This window comes from Leifsonia poae (assembly GCF_050632865.1).
GTDB lineage: Bacteria > Actinomycetota > Actinomycetes > Actinomycetales > Microbacteriaceae > Leifsonia > Leifsonia poae_B.
The window spans coordinates 961687-976740 of record NZ_JBODSA010000001.1 but is presented as its reverse complement, the minus strand read 5'-3'; the positions used below and the strand labels follow the sequence as shown (position 1 = coordinate 976740).

General features: G+C 72.2%; 18 protein-coding genes, 1 pseudogene and 1 riboswitch. Of the genes and pseudogenes, 5 read left to right on the top strand and 14 right to left on the bottom strand.

The genetic code is table 11. The features are described from left to right. Positions 1 to 25 precede the first annotated feature (25 nt). The gene (locus ACRAWB_RS04875) at positions 26 to 1078 is read left to right on the top strand and encodes a hypothetical protein (protein WP_431352300.1); all 1053 of its coding nucleotides are present in this window, start codon (positions 26 to 28) and stop codon (positions 1076 to 1078) included. A 79-nt stretch (positions 1079 to 1157) separates the two neighbouring features. Continuing rightward, on the top strand, positions 1158 to 1439 hold the full coding sequence (locus ACRAWB_RS04870) for a metallopeptidase family protein (protein ID WP_431198315.1): 282 nt from the start codon (positions 1158 to 1160) through the stop codon (positions 1437 to 1439). A 7-nt stretch (positions 1440 to 1446) separates the two neighbouring features. Here the strand turns inward: ACRAWB_RS04870 and ACRAWB_RS04865 are convergent, their stop codons facing one another. The 7 genes from ACRAWB_RS04865 to ACRAWB_RS04835 form a co-directional block, all read right to left on the bottom strand. Continuing rightward, positions 1447 to 1725 (bottom strand): hypothetical protein, encoded by a 279-nt coding sequence (locus ACRAWB_RS04865; RefSeq protein WP_431352299.1) that lies wholly within the window; start codon positions 1723 to 1725, stop codon positions 1447 to 1449. After that, positions 1722 to 2357, bottom strand: coding sequence for an ATP-binding protein (locus ACRAWB_RS04860; RefSeq protein WP_431352298.1), 636 nt, complete (start codon positions 2355 to 2357; stop codon positions 1722 to 1724). Before ACRAWB_RS04860 ends, ACRAWB_RS04865 begins: the two co-directional genes overlap by 4 nt. Next, positions 2341 to 3120 carry an energy-coupling factor transporter transmembrane component T family protein gene (locus ACRAWB_RS04855; protein WP_431352297.1) on the bottom strand — a complete coding sequence of 260 codons (780 nt, stop codon included), beginning with the start codon at positions 3118 to 3120 and terminating at the stop codon, positions 2341 to 2343. Before ACRAWB_RS04855 ends, ACRAWB_RS04860 begins: the two co-directional genes overlap by 17 nt. Further along, positions 3117 to 4628 (bottom strand): ABC transporter ATP-binding protein, encoded by a 1512-nt coding sequence (locus ACRAWB_RS04850; RefSeq protein ID WP_431352296.1) that lies wholly within the window; start codon positions 4626 to 4628, stop codon positions 3117 to 3119. The genes ACRAWB_RS04855 and ACRAWB_RS04850 overlap by 4 nt, the downstream gene beginning before the upstream one ends. Positions 4629 to 4633: 5 nt before the next feature. After that, entirely contained in the window at positions 4634 to 5257 is a 624-nt protein-coding gene (locus tag ACRAWB_RS04845) for an ECF transporter S component (protein ID WP_431352295.1), read from the bottom strand. Between the two features lie 36 nt (positions 5258 to 5293). After that, positions 5294 to 5405: riboswitch (TPP riboswitch) on the bottom strand. 41 nt (positions 5406 to 5446) lie between these two features. Continuing rightward, positions 5447 to 5773: a spore germination protein GerW family protein gene (locus ACRAWB_RS04840; RefSeq protein ID WP_431352294.1), complete on the bottom strand. Its 327-nt coding sequence runs from the start codon at positions 5771 to 5773 to the stop codon at positions 5447 to 5449. A 43-nt stretch (positions 5774 to 5816) separates the two neighbouring features. Next, complete coding sequence (locus ACRAWB_RS04835; RefSeq protein WP_431352293.1) at positions 5817 to 7091, bottom strand: DNA polymerase IV; 1275 nt, start codon at positions 7089 to 7091, stop codon at positions 5817 to 5819. Between the two features lie 69 nt (positions 7092 to 7160). Between ACRAWB_RS04835 and ACRAWB_RS04830 the strand changes: the two genes are divergently transcribed. Next, positions 7161 to 8165 carry an aldo/keto reductase family protein gene (locus ACRAWB_RS04830; protein ID WP_431352292.1) on the top strand — a complete coding sequence of 335 codons (1005 nt, stop codon included), beginning with the start codon at positions 7161 to 7163 and terminating at the stop codon, positions 8163 to 8165. 73 nt (positions 8166 to 8238) lie between these two features. Here the strand turns inward: ACRAWB_RS04830 and ACRAWB_RS04825 are convergent, their stop codons facing one another. From ACRAWB_RS04825 to ACRAWB_RS04810, 4 genes are all read right to left on the bottom strand, one after another. After that, the gene (locus ACRAWB_RS04825; RefSeq protein ID WP_431352291.1) at positions 8239 to 8895 is read right to left on the bottom strand and encodes a hypothetical protein; all 657 of its coding nucleotides are present in this window, start codon (positions 8893 to 8895) and stop codon (positions 8239 to 8241) included. Positions 8896 to 8947: 52 nt separating this feature from the next. Next, positions 8948 to 9265 carry a hypothetical protein gene (locus ACRAWB_RS04820; protein WP_431352290.1) on the bottom strand — a complete coding sequence of 106 codons (318 nt, stop codon included), beginning with the start codon at positions 9263 to 9265 and terminating at the stop codon, positions 8948 to 8950. A 58-nt stretch (positions 9266 to 9323) separates the two neighbouring features. Beyond that, the gene (locus ACRAWB_RS04815; RefSeq protein WP_431352289.1) at positions 9324 to 10097 is read right to left on the bottom strand and encodes a YidC/Oxa1 family membrane protein insertase; all 774 of its coding nucleotides are present in this window, start codon (positions 10095 to 10097) and stop codon (positions 9324 to 9326) included. Positions 10098 to 10181: 84 nt separating this feature from the next. Continuing rightward, positions 10182 to 10502 (bottom strand): DUF6412 domain-containing protein, encoded by a 321-nt coding sequence (locus ACRAWB_RS04810; protein ID WP_431352288.1) that lies wholly within the window; start codon positions 10500 to 10502, stop codon positions 10182 to 10184. 120 nt (positions 10503 to 10622) lie between these two features. On the opposite strand from ACRAWB_RS04810, the gene ACRAWB_RS04805 reads away from it, so the two are divergent. Both ACRAWB_RS04805 and ACRAWB_RS04800 read left to right on the top strand, forming a co-directional pair. Continuing rightward, on the top strand, positions 10623 to 11285 hold the full coding sequence (locus ACRAWB_RS04805) for an SDR family oxidoreductase (RefSeq protein WP_431352287.1): 663 nt from the start codon (positions 10623 to 10625) through the stop codon (positions 11283 to 11285). Positions 11286 to 11294: 9 nt separating this feature from the next. Beyond that, the gene (locus tag ACRAWB_RS04800) at positions 11295 to 13013 is read left to right on the top strand and encodes a long-chain-fatty-acid--CoA ligase (protein WP_431352286.1); all 1719 of its coding nucleotides are present in this window, start codon (positions 11295 to 11297) and stop codon (positions 13011 to 13013) included. Here ACRAWB_RS04800 and ACRAWB_RS04795 read toward each other — a convergent pair whose 3' ends face one another. The 3 genes and pseudogenes from ACRAWB_RS04795 to ACRAWB_RS04785 form a co-directional block, all read right to left on the bottom strand. Continuing rightward, positions 13014 to 13520: a PaaI family thioesterase gene (locus ACRAWB_RS04795; protein WP_431352285.1), complete on the bottom strand. Its 507-nt coding sequence runs from the start codon at positions 13518 to 13520 to the stop codon at positions 13014 to 13016. A gap of 21 nt (positions 13521 to 13541) precedes the next feature. Continuing rightward, positions 13542 to 14464, bottom strand: a pseudogene (locus ACRAWB_RS04790) (oxygenase MpaB family protein). Next, a complete protein-coding gene (locus ACRAWB_RS04785; protein WP_431352284.1) occupies positions 14461 to 15015 on the bottom strand; it encodes a YbaK/EbsC family protein in 555 nt (184 codons plus the stop codon). The pseudogene ACRAWB_RS04790 and the gene ACRAWB_RS04785 overlap by 4 nt, the downstream one beginning before the upstream one ends. Positions 15016 to 15054 lie beyond the last annotated feature (39 nt).

Sequence of the window (15054 nt, the reverse complement as noted above, 5' to 3'; positions counted from 1 at the left end):
CGGCTCCGCCGGTAGACTCGCGCGGGTGACCACCCCCAGCGCTTCCCCCACCATCCGCGGCGCACACCTCGTCGGCAGCGTCAACCTGCCGGACGCCGAGACCGTGCTCCGCACCGTCAGCTCCCACCTCGGGCCGCAGCTGCGCCGCATCCCCGACGGCGAGGTCGGTGAGCGCTTCTACTGGGTGCAGTTCCAGACGAAGCGGCTGGATGAGGTGCGCGGCCTCTCGCGCATCCCCGGTGAACCGCACCTCCTGCGCGGGGTGTTCGACGGACGGCCGTTCCGCCTCGACGAGGGCGTCTCCGCCGACGAGCTCGTCTTCCCCAACCTCGGCTACGCCGATGCCGCGCTCGCCTCGTACGGGACGTTCCGACGGCTGCGCGACGAGGGCGCGATCGCGCCGGGGACGCGGTTCCAGGTCTCGCTGCCGACGCCGGCCGGGGTCATCGGCCCGTTCGTCGTCCCGGAGGACCGCGCCGCGCTCGAACCCGCCTACGAGCGGGCGCTCTTCGGCGAGCTTCAGCGCATCCTGGACGGCATCCCGCACGACGACCTCGCGATCCAGTGGGACACGGCCGTCGAGTTCGCGCTCCTCGAGGGCCGCATGCCGTCGTGGTTCGGCGACGACGTGCTCGCCGGCGTGCTGGAGCGCGCCGCCCGGCAGGCCGCGGCCGTCCCCGCCGACGTGCAGGTCGGCTACCACCTCTGCTACGGCGACGTCGAGGAGCAGCACTTCGTGCAGCCCAGCGATGCCGGCCACCTCGCGGACGTCCTCGGCGGCATCCTGGCGCAGGCGCCGCGTCCGGTGACCTGGGTGCACCTCCCGGTGCCGATCGAGCGCGACGACGCCGCGTACTTCGCGCCGCTCGCGTCGGTCGCGGTGCCGGAGGGCACGGAGCTGTACCTCGGACTCATCCATCACGAGGACGGCGTGGAGGGCGCGCAGCGCCGTGCCGCGGCCGCCGCGACCGCGATCACGTCGTTCGGCGTGGGCACCGAGTGCGGCTTCGGCCGCGGGCCGAGCGAGCGCACTGCTCCCCTACTCGACCTGCACGCCGCGGTCGCCGAGGCCTGGTGAACCGGCCGTGAGCCTGTCGCTCGGCGCGGAGGCCTTCGAGGCGCTGGTCACCGACGAGCTCGACCAGCTGCCGGACGAGATGGTCGACGGCCTCGACAACGTCGTGTTCGTGGTCGAGGACCGCCCAGAGGACGGCTCGCTCGACCTCCTCGGCCTGTACGACGGTGTCGCCCTCACCGAGCGGGACGCGTACGGGTTCGGCGAGATGCCGGACCGCATCATCCTGTACCGGGAGCCGCTGCTCGCGATCAGCGCCGACGAAGACGAGCTGCGCGACGAGATCCACATCACGCTGGTGCACGAGATCGCGCACTACTACGGCATCGACGACGACCGGCTCCACGAGCTCGGCTGGGCGTGAAGCTACGTCAGGCGCCGTAGCCGAAGATCGACTCGTCTTCCTTGTCCGCCTCGACCGGGTCGGAGTCAGGCTGGTCGAAGTGGTACTCCACCAGCAGGTCGTCGCCGGAGTGACGCTGCTCGCCGGCCACGTACCAGAACGTGGACTCCAGGCCCTCGACGGCGGCGATCACGCCGATGCGCTCGTCCACCTGGCCGTCGACCAGGAAGCGGCGGTCGGTCTGCCCTACGAGCGGGCCGTCGGCGTACTCGACGATGTATTCGGGGTCCTGTCGTGCGTCGGTCATGCCTCCACCGTAGTCCCTGGTCGGGGTTCCGCGAGGCCCGCGGCCGTCACGTCGAGGACGAGACGGGCGAGCTGGACGGGGTGCTCGCGCTCCACGAAGCGCTCGAACTGCGCCTGCCAGCGGTCCCACTCGACGGCGAAGGTCTCGCCGTCGCGGGCGAGAGCGCGGCGTTTGCGCAACGCGTCGTCGGCGTGGAGCCAGACGGTGAGGTCGGCGAGCGAGGCGTTCTCGCGGGAGAGGGTGCCGCATCCCTCGACCACCAGCGGCTCGCCTCCGGTGACGGTGTGGAGTTCGGCGGCCCGGTGCCGCTCCCAGTCCCACCGTTCCCAGGCGCCCCGGCCGGTGGCGCGGAGCGGTTCGAGAAGGTTCCGGCCCAGAGCGGTGCTGCCGGCGTCGAGGCCGTCCCAACCGGGATAGAGGTCGTCCATCCTCACTAGCCGCGGCACGCCCTCGGCCGGCCATCGGGCGAGCAGGCGGTCGGCGAGCGAGCTCTTGCCCGCTCCGCTCGGCCCGTCGATCAGGATGACCGGGGTTCGTCCGCCGCCTTTGGCGGCTGCGACCGAGGACACCACGGCCGCTTCGAGCGCGTCCAGGGCCGCGCCGCCCTCGAGGGGTTCAGCTGAAGGGGGCATTCCACGTCCCGAGGGTGACGGCGGCTCCGACGGCGACTCCTGCCACGAGGAGCGCGACGGCGAGGGTCGCCCAGTCGCGGGCGCGGAACACGGAGGGTCGTGCCCAGGTCCGCCGCGTGTGCGCCCCGAAGCCCCGCGCCTCCATCGCCGTCGCGAGCTTGGTCCCGCGCCGCAGTGACAGCACGAAGAGCGCGAACGCCTGGCCGGCGAAACGACGGAGCGCGCCCGACTCGGCCACCCCGCGGGCGCGGCGGGCGAGCGTGAGCGCACGCCAGTCCTCCGCGAACAGCCCGATCAACCGGAGGCCGGCCAGCGCGCCGATCACGAAGCGGGCGGGCAATCGCAGCAGCTGGCCGAGGCCGTCGGCGAGGTCGGTCGGGTCGATCGTGACGAAGAGCAGCACGGCCGGGATGCCGATCGCCAGCACCCGCAGGGCGGTCGCCCACGCCAGCGCGATCGACCCGTCGCTGATCTCCACGGCCCACCACTGCACGTAGACCGTCCCGGAGGTCTGGCCGTAGAGCAGCGTGGTGAGCCCGGCGAGCGGCGCCGCGACCCAGACCGGGGCCGTGCGCGTGACGATCGTGCGCAGCGACAGACCCGAGAACAGCAGGAGCACCAGTTCCAGGCCCAGCGCCACGCCGGCGGACACCGGGTCGATCGAGAGCAGCAGCGCGAGGGTGACGATGAGGGCGGCACCCAGCTTCGCCACCGGGTTGAGGGTGGCGAGCGGACCGGTCCGCACCGGCTGCACGAGCGTCATGCGGCGACCTCCGCCGCGTCCAAGCGGAGGGACGACGCGCCCACCGCGGCTACGAACTCCGCGTCGTGAGTGGCGGCGACCACGGCGTGGCCGTCGGCCCGGAGCTCCGCCAGGAGAGCGACCAGGCCCTCCCACGTGCGTGCATCCTGACCGAAGGTGGGCTCGTCCAGCACCAGGAGGCGCGGGCGCGTGGCGAGCGCGGTGCCCACCGAGAGTCGGCGCTTCTGACCGCCGGAGAGGGTGAACGGGTTCGCCTCGGCGACGGATTCCAGCGCCAGCCGGGCGAGCAGATCCTCCACCCGCGCCGACACCTCCGTCTCCGCCAACCGGAGGGCGCGCGGACCGGCGGCCAGCTCCTCGCGGACCGTGGACGCGATGAACTGGTGCTCCGGGTTCTGGAAGACGCTCCCGATGCGGGTGAGCAGTTCGCGGGACCGCCACGCGGTGGGATCGGATGCAGCGCCGGCGGCGAGGGTCGCCTCCGCGGTCAACGAGCCGGCCACCGGCGGGAGGAGACCGCCGAGCGTCAGCGCGAGCGTCGACTTGCCTGCGCCGTTGCGTCCGGTAAGGGCGAGCGCAGACCCCTCGCGCAGGTCCACGTCGACGGGATGCCCGACCACGACCGCCGCGTCGCCCGCGCGCGCACGGCCTCGTCGGCGGCCGCGCGTCACGGCGGGCCCGCGCCCGAACGCGAGCGACCGCCCGGTAAGCAGGGGCGCCCCCTCCGATACGACGGGTGCCTCCGGGACCGGCGTGCCGGGCAGCCAGACGCCCGCCCGACGCAGCTCGCCGGCGACATCCCGCAGCACCGTATCGGGGTCGCCGTCGGCCAGCACTCCCCCGTCCGCGCCGAGCACGACCACCCGCGTCACCAGGTCCCGCCACACGGCCACCCGGTGCTCGACGACCACGAGCGTGGCGCCGGTCGCGTCGAGCGCCGCGCGCACCGCGTCCCGGACCTCCAGCACCCCCTCGGGGTCGAGGTTGGCCGTGGGCTCGTCGAGCAGCAGCAGCCCTGGGCGCATCGCGAGCAGGCCGGCCAGCGCCAGCCGCTGCTTCTGACCGCCCGAGAGCTGCGCCGTCGGACGGTCGAGCGGCACGTCGAGACCGACGGCGTCGAGCGCGTGGCGTACGCGCGCCCACAGCTCGTCGCGGGGCACGCCCAGGTTCTCGCCGGCGAAGGCGACGTCGTCGCCGACCCGGGCGAGGATGACCTGCGCGTCCGGGTCCTGGAGCAGCAGCCCGGCCGTCCCGCGCGCCTCGGCCGGCGACCGGCCGCCGATCGCGAGCGCGCCTTCCGGCTCCCCGTCGTCATCGCCGCCGAGCACGCCGGCCAGCCCGGCCAGAAGTGTGCTCTTGCCCGCACCGGACGCGCCCAGCAGCAGCACGCGCTCGCCCGGCTCGATCGCCAGGTCGATGCCCCGCGCCGCCCAGGCGGTGCGCCCCGAGTAGCGCCAGCCCCAGCCGTCGACCCGAACGGCGACCGGGGCCGGCTGTCCCGTGATCACGTTCGTCAGACCCGGACGGCCTTCCGCGACTCCCGGCCCGCGGCGAAGCGGCTCAGCGCTCCCGTCTTGGCGAGCGCGCGCACCAACAGCCACGAGCCCAGACCGGCGATGACCGCGCCCGAGATCGTCGTCGTGATCGTGTACGTGATGGCGAACCCTGCCTTCGAGCCCGGGTACCAGTAGAGGAGGTCGAGGATCGACTCGGCGAGCCCCGCGCCCGCACCGGCGAGCACCGCCGGCACCAGGCGCCAGTTCGCGTAGAGGAACAGGGCGAAGACGATCTCCGCGCCCAGCCCCTGCACGACACCGGAGAGCAGCGTCGCGAAGCCCCACTGCGTCCCGATCAGGGCTGAGACGATCGCCGCCACCAGTTCGCCGTAGAGTGCGGCGCCCGGCTTGCGGACGATGAGGGCGACGAGCACCCCGGCGAAGAGCCACGGCCCGTTCAGGATTCCCTGGAAGCCGGGCAGCACGGCGCCGACCGGGCCGGAGATCGGGTTCTGGAGGATGCCCCAGACCCAGAAGACGACGCCGGAGGCGACGGCCACGACGCTGGCGACGACGATGTCGACGACCCGCCAGCGGAAGGTGCGCGGGCGCGCGCCCGTGGAGAGAAGAGTTGCGTGCACTGTTCGTGCCCTTTCAGTCGAATGGAACAGGGCACGGGATGAATGAGATGGCCTCCCTGCGCTGGCATGACCCAGATCAGGTTCGACGGTCGAGACTTGGAGAAGTCTCCTCTCAGCCCGGCTACACCGGACTCCCGTGTTCGGGACCCAGTGTAGCCCCGCCGAAGGGGTTCTACGTCGTCAGCGCGGCTACTTCTTCAGCGCGCGGATGACGCGGGACCACGCGAAACCCGTCACGAACACGAACGGGATCGCGACGACGATGAGCGTGATGATGTTCGGGCGGAAACGGAGCCCCAGCTCGTCGGAGACGTACGCGCCGAAGGGGACGGCGATCCCGCCGCCGCCCGCGCCGCCCGGCGCGTTCTCGTCGCCGGCGCCGCCCGCGCCGAACCCGAACTGCACGGCCGCTACCGGCACGATGGTCGTCCCGTCGACCACGACGGGCTCGCCGTAGACCGACTTGATGCCGGAACCGGTCACGGTCTCGGCGAGTTTCAGCGAGAAGTTCGTCATGCGGCCACGGTAGCGCTCGCAGGCCTGCGGCAACAGGTTCGGATCAGTCGCTGACGTACTTGGGATTGCGGCCGTCGCGCTCCTCGTCGTCGGCGTCCTTCGACCGGCGCACGAGCGACGCCGGGCCGATCATCCCGCGCCCGAACCGTGCGCTCACCGCATCGAGCGTCCGCTCGGTCTCGCGCCACTCCTCGTCCGGATCCCACAGCGCGAGCGCGTCGCCTCCCGCGTCGAGCAGCTGCTCGGCGCGCACGCCGATCAGGCGCAACGGCGTCTGCCGGACGTCGAGACCGAGGGCGTCGAACACATCCCACGCCTCCTCGAACAGCCGGCGGCCGACGTTCGTGGGCTCGGCCAGTGTCCGGGAGCGCGTGATGGTCCGGAAGTCGGAGAAGCGGACCTTGATCGCGACCGTGCGGGCCACCATCCCGTGCTTGCGCAGCCGCTCTCCCACCCGGCCGGAGAGCCGCAGGAACTCGCGCCGCAGGGTGTCGAGATCGCCGACGTCGGTGCCGAACGTGTTCTCGTGGCCGATGCTCTTCTCGCGCGATTCGGTGATCACGCGGCGCGCATCCCGGCCGTTCGCGAGGTCGTGCAGGCGGCGCCCGCTGGCGTCGCCGACGGCCTTCTGCAGGACGTGCAGCGGCGCGTCCGCGAGGTCGGCGACGGTGAGCAGCCCCATCCGCTCCAGCGAGGACTGGGTGCTCGCGCCGACGCCCCACAACGCCCCGACCGGCAGCGGCCGGAGGAAGCTCAGCGTCTCGGCCTTCGGGATGACGAGCAGACCGTCCGGCTTCGCGCGTCCCGAGGCCAGCTTGGCCATGAACTTGGTCGCCGCGACCCCGACCGAGCAGGTCAGTCCCGTCTCCTCCAGCACGCGGGTGCGGATCAGCTCGGCGATGCGCCGCGGAGAACCGAGCAGCCGCCTGCTCCCCGACACGTCGAGGAACGCCTCGTCGATGCTCAGCGGCTCGACCAGCGGCGTCACCTCGTGGAAGATGTCCATCACCTTGCGCGAATACTCCGTGTAACGCTCGTAGTGCGGCGGCAGGATGATGGCGTTCGGGCAGAGCCGCAGCGCCTGCGACATCGGCATCGCGCTGCGGACGCCGTACCGGCGCGCCTCGTAGGTGGCGCTCGTGACGACCCCGCGGCCGCCCGCGTGCCCGACGATCGCGGGCTTGCCGCGGGCATCCGGGCGCTCCAGGAGCTCGACGGACGCGAAGAACGCATCCATGTCGACGTGGAGGATGCCGGCCTCCGAGTCGTCGACGTCGGCCGCGCTCACCTGCCGCTCGCTGCCGTCCGCTCGTCCCACCCCTCCAGCTTCTCACCTGCCGCCGACAGCGGCTGCGTCCGCGTCGGCGGATCGGGATACGGTGAAGCCATGGAATTCAGGTACCTCGGCAACAGCGGACTCAAGATCTCCGAGATCATCTACGGCAACTGGCTCACCCACGGCTCCCAGGTCGAGAACGACACCGCGACCCAGTCGGTGCGCGCGGCGCTCGACGCCGGCATCACCACCTTCGACACGGCGGACGCCTACGCCAACACCGTCGCGGAGCAGGTGCTCGGCGACGCCCTCGCGAGCGAGCGCCGCCAGTCCCTCGAGATCTTCACCAAGGTCTACTGGCCCACCGGCCCGAAGGGTCACAACGACGTCGGGCTGTCGCGCAAGCACATCCTCGAGTCCATCGACGGCTCCCTGCAGCGCCTCGGCACCGACTACGTCGACCTCTACCAGGCGCACCGCTACGACTCGGAGACGCCGCTCGAGGAGACCATGCAGGCGTTCGCCGACGTCGTCCGCCAGGGCAAGGCGCTGTACATCGGCGTCAGCGAGTGGACGGCCGACCAGCTGCGCGCGGGACACGCGCTCGCGAAGGACCTCGGCATCCAGCTCATCTCGAACCAGCCGCAGTACTCCATGCTGTGGCGCGTCATCGAGAAGAAGGTCGTGCCGACCTCGGCCGAGCTGGGCATCTCGCAGATCGTCTGGTCGCCGGTGGCCCAGGGCGTTCTGACCGGCAAGTACAAGCCGGGCGCTCCGCTGCCCGAGGGCAGCCGTGCCACCGACGAGAAGGGCGGCGCCGGCGCCATCCAGAGCTTCATGAAGGACGACGTGCTCACGGCGGTGCAGCGCCTGCAGCCGATCGCGGACGAGCTCGGCATCACCATGGCGCAGCTCGCCGTGGCCTGGGTGCTGCAGAACCCGAACGTCGCCGGCGCGATCGTCGGCGCGTCGCGTCCGGAGCAGGTGAAGTCGAACGCCGAGGCCGCGGGCATCCGCCTCTCCGGCGACGTGCTCGCGCGCATCGACGAGGCCGTCGGGGACGTCGCCGAGACCGACCCCTCCCTCACCGTCTCCCCCGCCAAGCGCCCCGCGTAAGACCCACCCGCGAAGTGCAGGTAGTTGCGCGCGACACGCCGTGCAGCTGCGCAACGACCTGCACTTCGCGGGGTCAGACCAGGGCGGCGACCAGGGGGCGGAGCCAGTCCCGGAAGGCGACGGAGTCGTCCCGCAGCGACGCGCTGAGGGCCACGGTGTGCGGGCCGACGATCCAGGCCCCCTTCTCCGCGAGCGGGAGCACGTCGATGTCCAGCCGGAAGTAGCCCGCCTGCCGCCGCAGCTCGTGCTCCCGCTCCCGGACCACCTCGACGATGTCGGCGGCGCGGCGGGCGTGCTGCTCGAGGCTGGTGGCGGTGTACTCGGCATGGCGCGCATCCGCCCACGCCGCCGCCACGGCGTAGTGCGCGATGATCGCATCCTGCAGGTCGATGGCGCGGTCGAACGCCTCGAAGTGGGGCGGATGCAGCAGGGGCCCCGAGAGTCGACGGTGGCGGTCGGAGGCCACCTCGAACCACGCCTGCCACTGCTCGGCCAGTGCGTCCGGAGCGGTCGCGGCGGAGCCGGCGAGGGGCGCGTGCCGTGTCCGCGTCCGTCCGTCCCCCTGTGCGGACGGACGCGAGAGCACGGACGCGACCGCCGGCTGCAGGGCGGGCAGCGCCGGATGCGCGCGCCCGGCGAGCCCGGCGAGGTCGCGGATGGCGAGGGCCATCAGCAGGTCCCACGGGCAGTCTTCCGTGACCTGCCATCGAAGGGTGCCCTCGACGAACATGCCGACATTGTAAGTTCGCCGTCCGACAGGAGGTAGAGGGTGCCGAACCGGTTCAGCCGGGGTAGGGCTCCTCAGCCACGAGCAGCGCCGCAGGGATGACCGCACGCTCGTACGGACCGCGGCCGTCACGACGGCGCTGCGGCTCGAAGAAGGCGACCGTCCAGGTGGTCAGCCCGTCGAGCGGCCCGTAGACGTTGCGCAGGCTGCGGTCGCCGGGCGCCACGATGACGCCGGTCGGCTCGCCGACCCAGTCGTCCGACGACGGCTGGTCGTGCTCACGCACGTACACCTGCACGCCGACGCCGAGGCCCGGCGCGTCCGCGGCCGGTGCCGAAGGGGTGCGGTCGTCCTTCGCGCTGCGCTTCCACATGCGTCCATGCTCCCATCCGTGCATCTGCGGGGGCTGGATGCGGCCGGGCCGCCGCCTGTCAGTGCGACGTGGTCGGCGTCGCCGTCCCGCCCGCCCGGCGCGCCGGGTCGAGGAGCCGGCGCAGCGTCCACCGCTCGGCGACCGTCCACGCGGTGGAGGTGAGGATGTAGACCGCCGCCGCCAGCGGCACGAACGCCGCGAACACCACGGTCACGTACGGCAGGAACGACAGCGCGCGCAGCATCCCGACGGGCGTCTGGGCCCCCTCTGGCTGCGGCAGCGTCAGCACGCGCCGGGACACCGTGGTCACGATCGCGATCAGCGCCAGCACGCCGAGGTAGACGAGCATCGCCGGCCAGACGCCCGCACCCGCGCCGGTCAGTCCGACGAAGCTGGTGCCGAGCGGCGCTCCGAACGCGTGCTCGGTGAGCAGCGCGTTGGCGTGCCCGGCGATGGTGGCGTGGGTGAAGACCGCATAGACGAGTGTGATGACCGGGATCTGCGCGAGCAGCGGTAGCATCCCGGCGAAGGGCGACACCTGCTCGGCCTGGTACAGCTCCATCGTCTTGCGGGTCAGCGTCTCGCGGTCGCCCTTGTGCCTGCGCTGCAGCTCGGCCAGGTGCGGCGCGAGCCGACGGCGACTGTACTCGGCGCGCACCTGGCTGATGCCGACCGGGATGAGGAGGACGCGGACGAGCACCGTCAGCATCGCGACGGCGACGAGGCCGGCGAGCGTGCCGACGACGGGCTCGACGGTAGCGGAGAGGGCGGTGACGAGGCCGTAGGCCCCGTCGAGGACGGCCGCGATCGGCGGCCAGGAGAAGAAGTCCATGAGTGTGAGTGGTCCCTGCGTTTCGACGGAAGAGTGGACGCGTCTGGTCGCATCCACCACCTCCCGCGAACGCGGGATCGGCGGCTACGCGACCGGCAGGGGCGCGCCCGGCGCTCGGGGGCGCGGTCGACCGTCGGCGTCGGGGTCGGACGGCCCCTCGGCGAGCCAGCCCGCGGCCGGCTCGATGGGACGCGACCACACCGCGCGCAGGCGCAACGAGGCGGCCAGGGCGGCCACCGACCGCACGGCCGCAGCGGCGAGGACGGCGACGAGGCCCAGGGCTCCGGCCACGCCGGCCAGCGCCACGAGCCCGGCGGTGCCGCCGCCTGCGCCGAAGGAGCCCGCGCCCAGCGAGCCGACGACGGACGCGGTGGCGCGTCCGATCAGCTCGAGCAGGGCGGTCATGGTGTCGACGCTAACAGAGCGCGCGCCCGCAGCCCAGAGCGTTCGCGCCCGGCGGACGCGTGTCGCGCCGGATCTCCTCATCATCCCCGAGCGGCATGCGAGCGGTGGAAGGATGGAGGCATGACTCGAGTCGCGATCATCGGTGCCCACGGAAAAGTCGCCCAGCAGCTCATGCGGGTGCTCTACGACCTCGGCGACGACTTCGTCGGCGTCGTCCGGAACGACGAGCATGCCGACGACGTCTACCGCCTCGGCGGCGAGGGCGTCCTGCTCGACATCGAGAAGTCGGACGCAGACGCGCTGGCCGCGGCGATCGCGGGCTGCGACGCCGTCGTGTTCACCGCGGGCGCGGGGGCGGGCTCGGGCATCGAGCGGAAGCGCACCGTCGACTACGGCGGATCGGTGAAGGCCCAGGAGGCGGCGAAGCAGGCGGGCATCCGCCGCTTCGTCCAGGTCTCGGCGTGGGGCGTCGACGCACCGGTCGACGACGCCGATCCGGTCTGGAAGGCCTATGTCGAGGCGAAGCGCGACGCCGACGCGGTGCTGCGCGAGTCGGGGCTGGAGTGGACCATCCTCCGTCCGGGCGGCCTCACGATGGACGAGGGCACCGGCCGCATCCAGCTCGGCGACAGCGTCCCGCGCGGCAGCATCGCGCGGGAGGACGTCGCCCGCCTCATCGCGCTCGTGCTGCACGAGCCCGCGACGGTCGGCCACCAGTGGGAGGTCGTCTCCGGGGACACCCCGATCGACGATGCGGTGCGGGCGGCGACCGCCTCCGCGTAGGCTTTGCGCGTGACCAGCGACGTGACGAGCGACCAGTCCCCGTACAGCGCCAAGCCGTGGGTGCACGGCTACGCACCGGGCGTGCCCGCCGAGGTCAAGGTGCCGGAGGGCTCGCTCCCCCACCTCATCGACGAGTCGGTGAAGACGTACGGCAAGCACGTCGCGCTGGAGTTCTTCGGCGCCACGACCACCTACGCCGAGCTGGGCGAGCAGATCGCCCGCGCGGCGGAAGGCCTCCGCAAGCTCGGCGTCTCCAAGGGCGACCGGGTCGCCCTCGTGCTGCCGAACTGCCCGCAGCACGTCGCCGCCTTCTACGCCGTGCTGCGCCTCGGCGCGGTCGTGGTCGAGCACAACCCGCTCTACACGCCGCGCGAGCTCCGGCACCAGTTCGAAGACCACGGTGCGACCGTCGCGATCGTGTGGGACAAGGTCGCCAAGACGGTCCAAGAACTCCCGTCCGACCTGGGCGTGAAGACCGTCATCTCGGTGGACCTGACCCGGGCCATGCCCGCCTCCAAGCGGTTCGCACTGCGCCTCCCGGTGAAGGCGGCGCGCACGGCGCGCGAGCAGCTGACCGCAAAGGTGACCGGAACCATCCTCTGGGACACGGTGGTCGCCTCCCGCAAGCTGAAGGCCTCGTACCCGCGACCCGAGCGCGACGACCTCGCGCTCATCCAGTACACGTCGGGCACGACGGGCTTGCCCAAAGGCGCGATGCTCAGCCACGCGAACCTCAACGTCAACGCTGCGCAGTCCCGCGCCTGGGTGCCGACCATCGAGCGCGGCTCCTCCGTCGTCTACGCCGTGCTGCCGCTCTTCCACGCCTACGGCCTCACCCTCTGCCTCACCTTCGCGATGAGCATGGGCGCACGCCTGGTGCTGTTCCCGAAGTTCGACCCGGACCTGGTGCTGGATGTGGTCAAGAAGCATCCCGCGACCTTCCTACCCGCGGTGCCGCCGATCTACGAGCGGCTGGTGCAGGCGGCGGAGAAGCGCAAGGTGTCCCTCTCCGGCATCGAGATCGCCATCTCGGGCGCGATGAGTCTGCCTCAGGGCATCGTCGACCTCTGGGAGGAGAAGACCGGCGGCTACCTCGTCGAGGGCTACGGCCTCTCGGAGTGCTCCCCGGTTCTGATGGCGAACCCGGTCGGCGCGACCCGCAAGCCCGGCACTGTCGGCCTGCCGTTGCCGAGTACCGAGCTGCGCGTCGCCGACCCGGACGACCCGACGGTCGACCGTCCCTTCGGCGAGGAGGGCGAGCTCCTGGCGCGCGGACCGCAGGTGTTCTCGGGCTACTGGCGCAAGCCGGACGAGACGGCGAAGGTGCTCACCGCCGACGGCTGGTTCCGCACCGGTGACATCGTGACGATGGACGAGGACGGCTTCGTCCGCATCGTCGACCGGATCAAGGAGCTCATCGTCACAGGCGGCTTCAACGTCTCCCCGACCGAGGTCGAGGATGCGCTGCGCTCCTTCCCGGGCGTCGCCGACGTCGCCGTGGTCGGCCTTCCCCACCGCCGCGGCGGCGAGGACGTCGTCGCCGCCGTCGTCATGGAGAAGGGCGCCTCGTTCGACGAAGAGGCCATCCGCGCGTACGGCCGCGACTGCCTCACGCCGTACAAGGTGCCGAAGCACGTCTACCAGGTGGACGAGCTGCCCCGGTCGATCGTCGGCAAGGTCATCCGCCGCAAGGTGCGTGACCTGCTGCTCGCCGACCAGGCGAAGTAGCTAGCTTCCGATCGGGAAGACGAGAAGCGAACCCGTCGCGGTCGCGACCGTCTTGCCGGACGCGTCGGTGACCACACCGTCCGCGAAGGCGACCCGGTTGCCGGGCTTCGTCACCGTCGCGACGCAGGTCAGCTGCCCGGTGTGGGCGTAGACCGGGCGCAGGTAATTCACCTTGATCTCGATCGAGGTGTAGCCCTGCCCCTGCGGCAGCGTCGTCTGCACCGCGCAGCCGAGCGCCGAGTCGAGCAGCGTGCAGACCAGCCCGCCGTGGACGGTCCCGATCGGATTGTAGTGCGACTCGTCGGGCTCGCAGACGAAGGTGGCCGTACCGGGATCGGCCGCGACCAGCGTCATCCGCATCAGCTCGGTGATGGGAGGCGGCGGCAGTTCGCCGCGGAGCATCGAGCGCAGGTAGTCGAGCCCGCTGACCGTCGGCATGACGGCCACCCCGGGAGCCGGGTCCTGCCAGGTGACGGTGCGGGTGCGGTCGGTCACGTCGTCGTGCATGACCTCATCCTGCCCCATCGGTCAGGACGCTGCGAGCCGCGCCAGCCGGCGTCGCGCGGCGAGTTCGGCCTGCGTCTGAGGACCGAGCAGGACGCGGGACCCGCGGAGCACCAGCCCCGTCGCCGCATGGAGCGGCAGGAGGCGTTCGGCGCGGGTCGGCGGCAGCCCGAGCAGGTCGCGGTGCCGCGGCTCCAGGGTGGACACGGCGGCGCGGAACACGATCCGGTACGACGGCCGCAGCATCCTCCGCAGTGGAGCCTGGCGGATGAACCGCACGATCTCCTCCACCTCCGGGCCGCCGCGCAGCTCCCCGCGTCGGTGATCGCGTCGATCTCCGCGCGCAGCTCCGCGGCGCTGCGCGGCGGGTTCTCGACGCCCATCAGCTCCGCCGCGATCGCCCACTCGGCGATGTAGCCGTCGGCACCGCCCGGGATGGGGTCGCCCCATTGTTCGTGCGCGGTGAGGAAGGCGTCCGTGAAGGCGAGGTGCACCCAGCGCGCGAGGTCCGGGTCGTTGGCGGAGTACGGCCGCTCCACGCCGTGGCCGTCGACGTATGTGCCGACCACGCGGCGATGCAGCGAGCGGACCATCTCCGACCCCGCGACCGCCTGACCTCGGCTGCCGAAGGTGACGGTGTGGATCCACTGGATGGTCCCGGCGAGCCGGCCGAGCGGGTCCTCGCGGAAGCGCGAGTGGTCGCGCACGCCCGCCAAGGCTCCGGGATGCAGCGCCTGCAGGAGCAGGGCACGCACGCCCGCGACCAGGGTCGGCATCCCGCCGTGCACCGCCCAGGCGGCGCTGTCCGGTGCGAAGAAGCCCTCGTCCTCACCGTCCTCCAGTCGGAGCACCCAGGCGGGCACCTCGTCGGAGCGCCCGGCCAGGGTCTCGATCAGCCGCGTGCGGAGGGGCGTGAGGACGCGGTCGACCGCGGTGGGTCCGCTCATCCCGCCGCTTCCAGGCCCAGTCCCTCGATGAGCTGGGCGTCGGGCAGCGAGGCGATCAGGCGTCCCGGCAGCAGGATCTTGGACCGGCGCGCCCCGGAGCCGATGATCACGACCTCCTCGTCGGCGACGCGTGCGTCCACCAGCACCGGCCAACCCACGGGGAGTCCGATCGGCGTGATGCCGCCGTACTCCATCCCGGTCAGCTCGACCGCGCGGTCCATCGGCAGGAAGGACGCCTTGCGCACGTCCAAGAGGCGCTTGACGGTGTTGTTGACGTCGGCACGGGTGGTCGAGAGGACGACGCACGCGGCGATCCGCTCGACCCCCTCGCGCTTGCCGCCGACGACGACGCAGTTCGCCAGGTTGGACGCGTCGAGCCCGAACTCGTCGCGGGTCGCCGCCGTGTCGGAGATGTCGGGGTCGATCTCGACCACGCCCACCTCATCCAGCCAGCCGAGCGCTTCCAGTGTCTGGAGGGTCGACGGCGCGAGCAGGTCGGTGCGGGAGGATGCGGGTGCGGTCGTGAGACCGCCGAGAGTGAAGACGCCCATACCGCTACTCTGCACGCGGAGCCTGGGAGCGAGCAAACG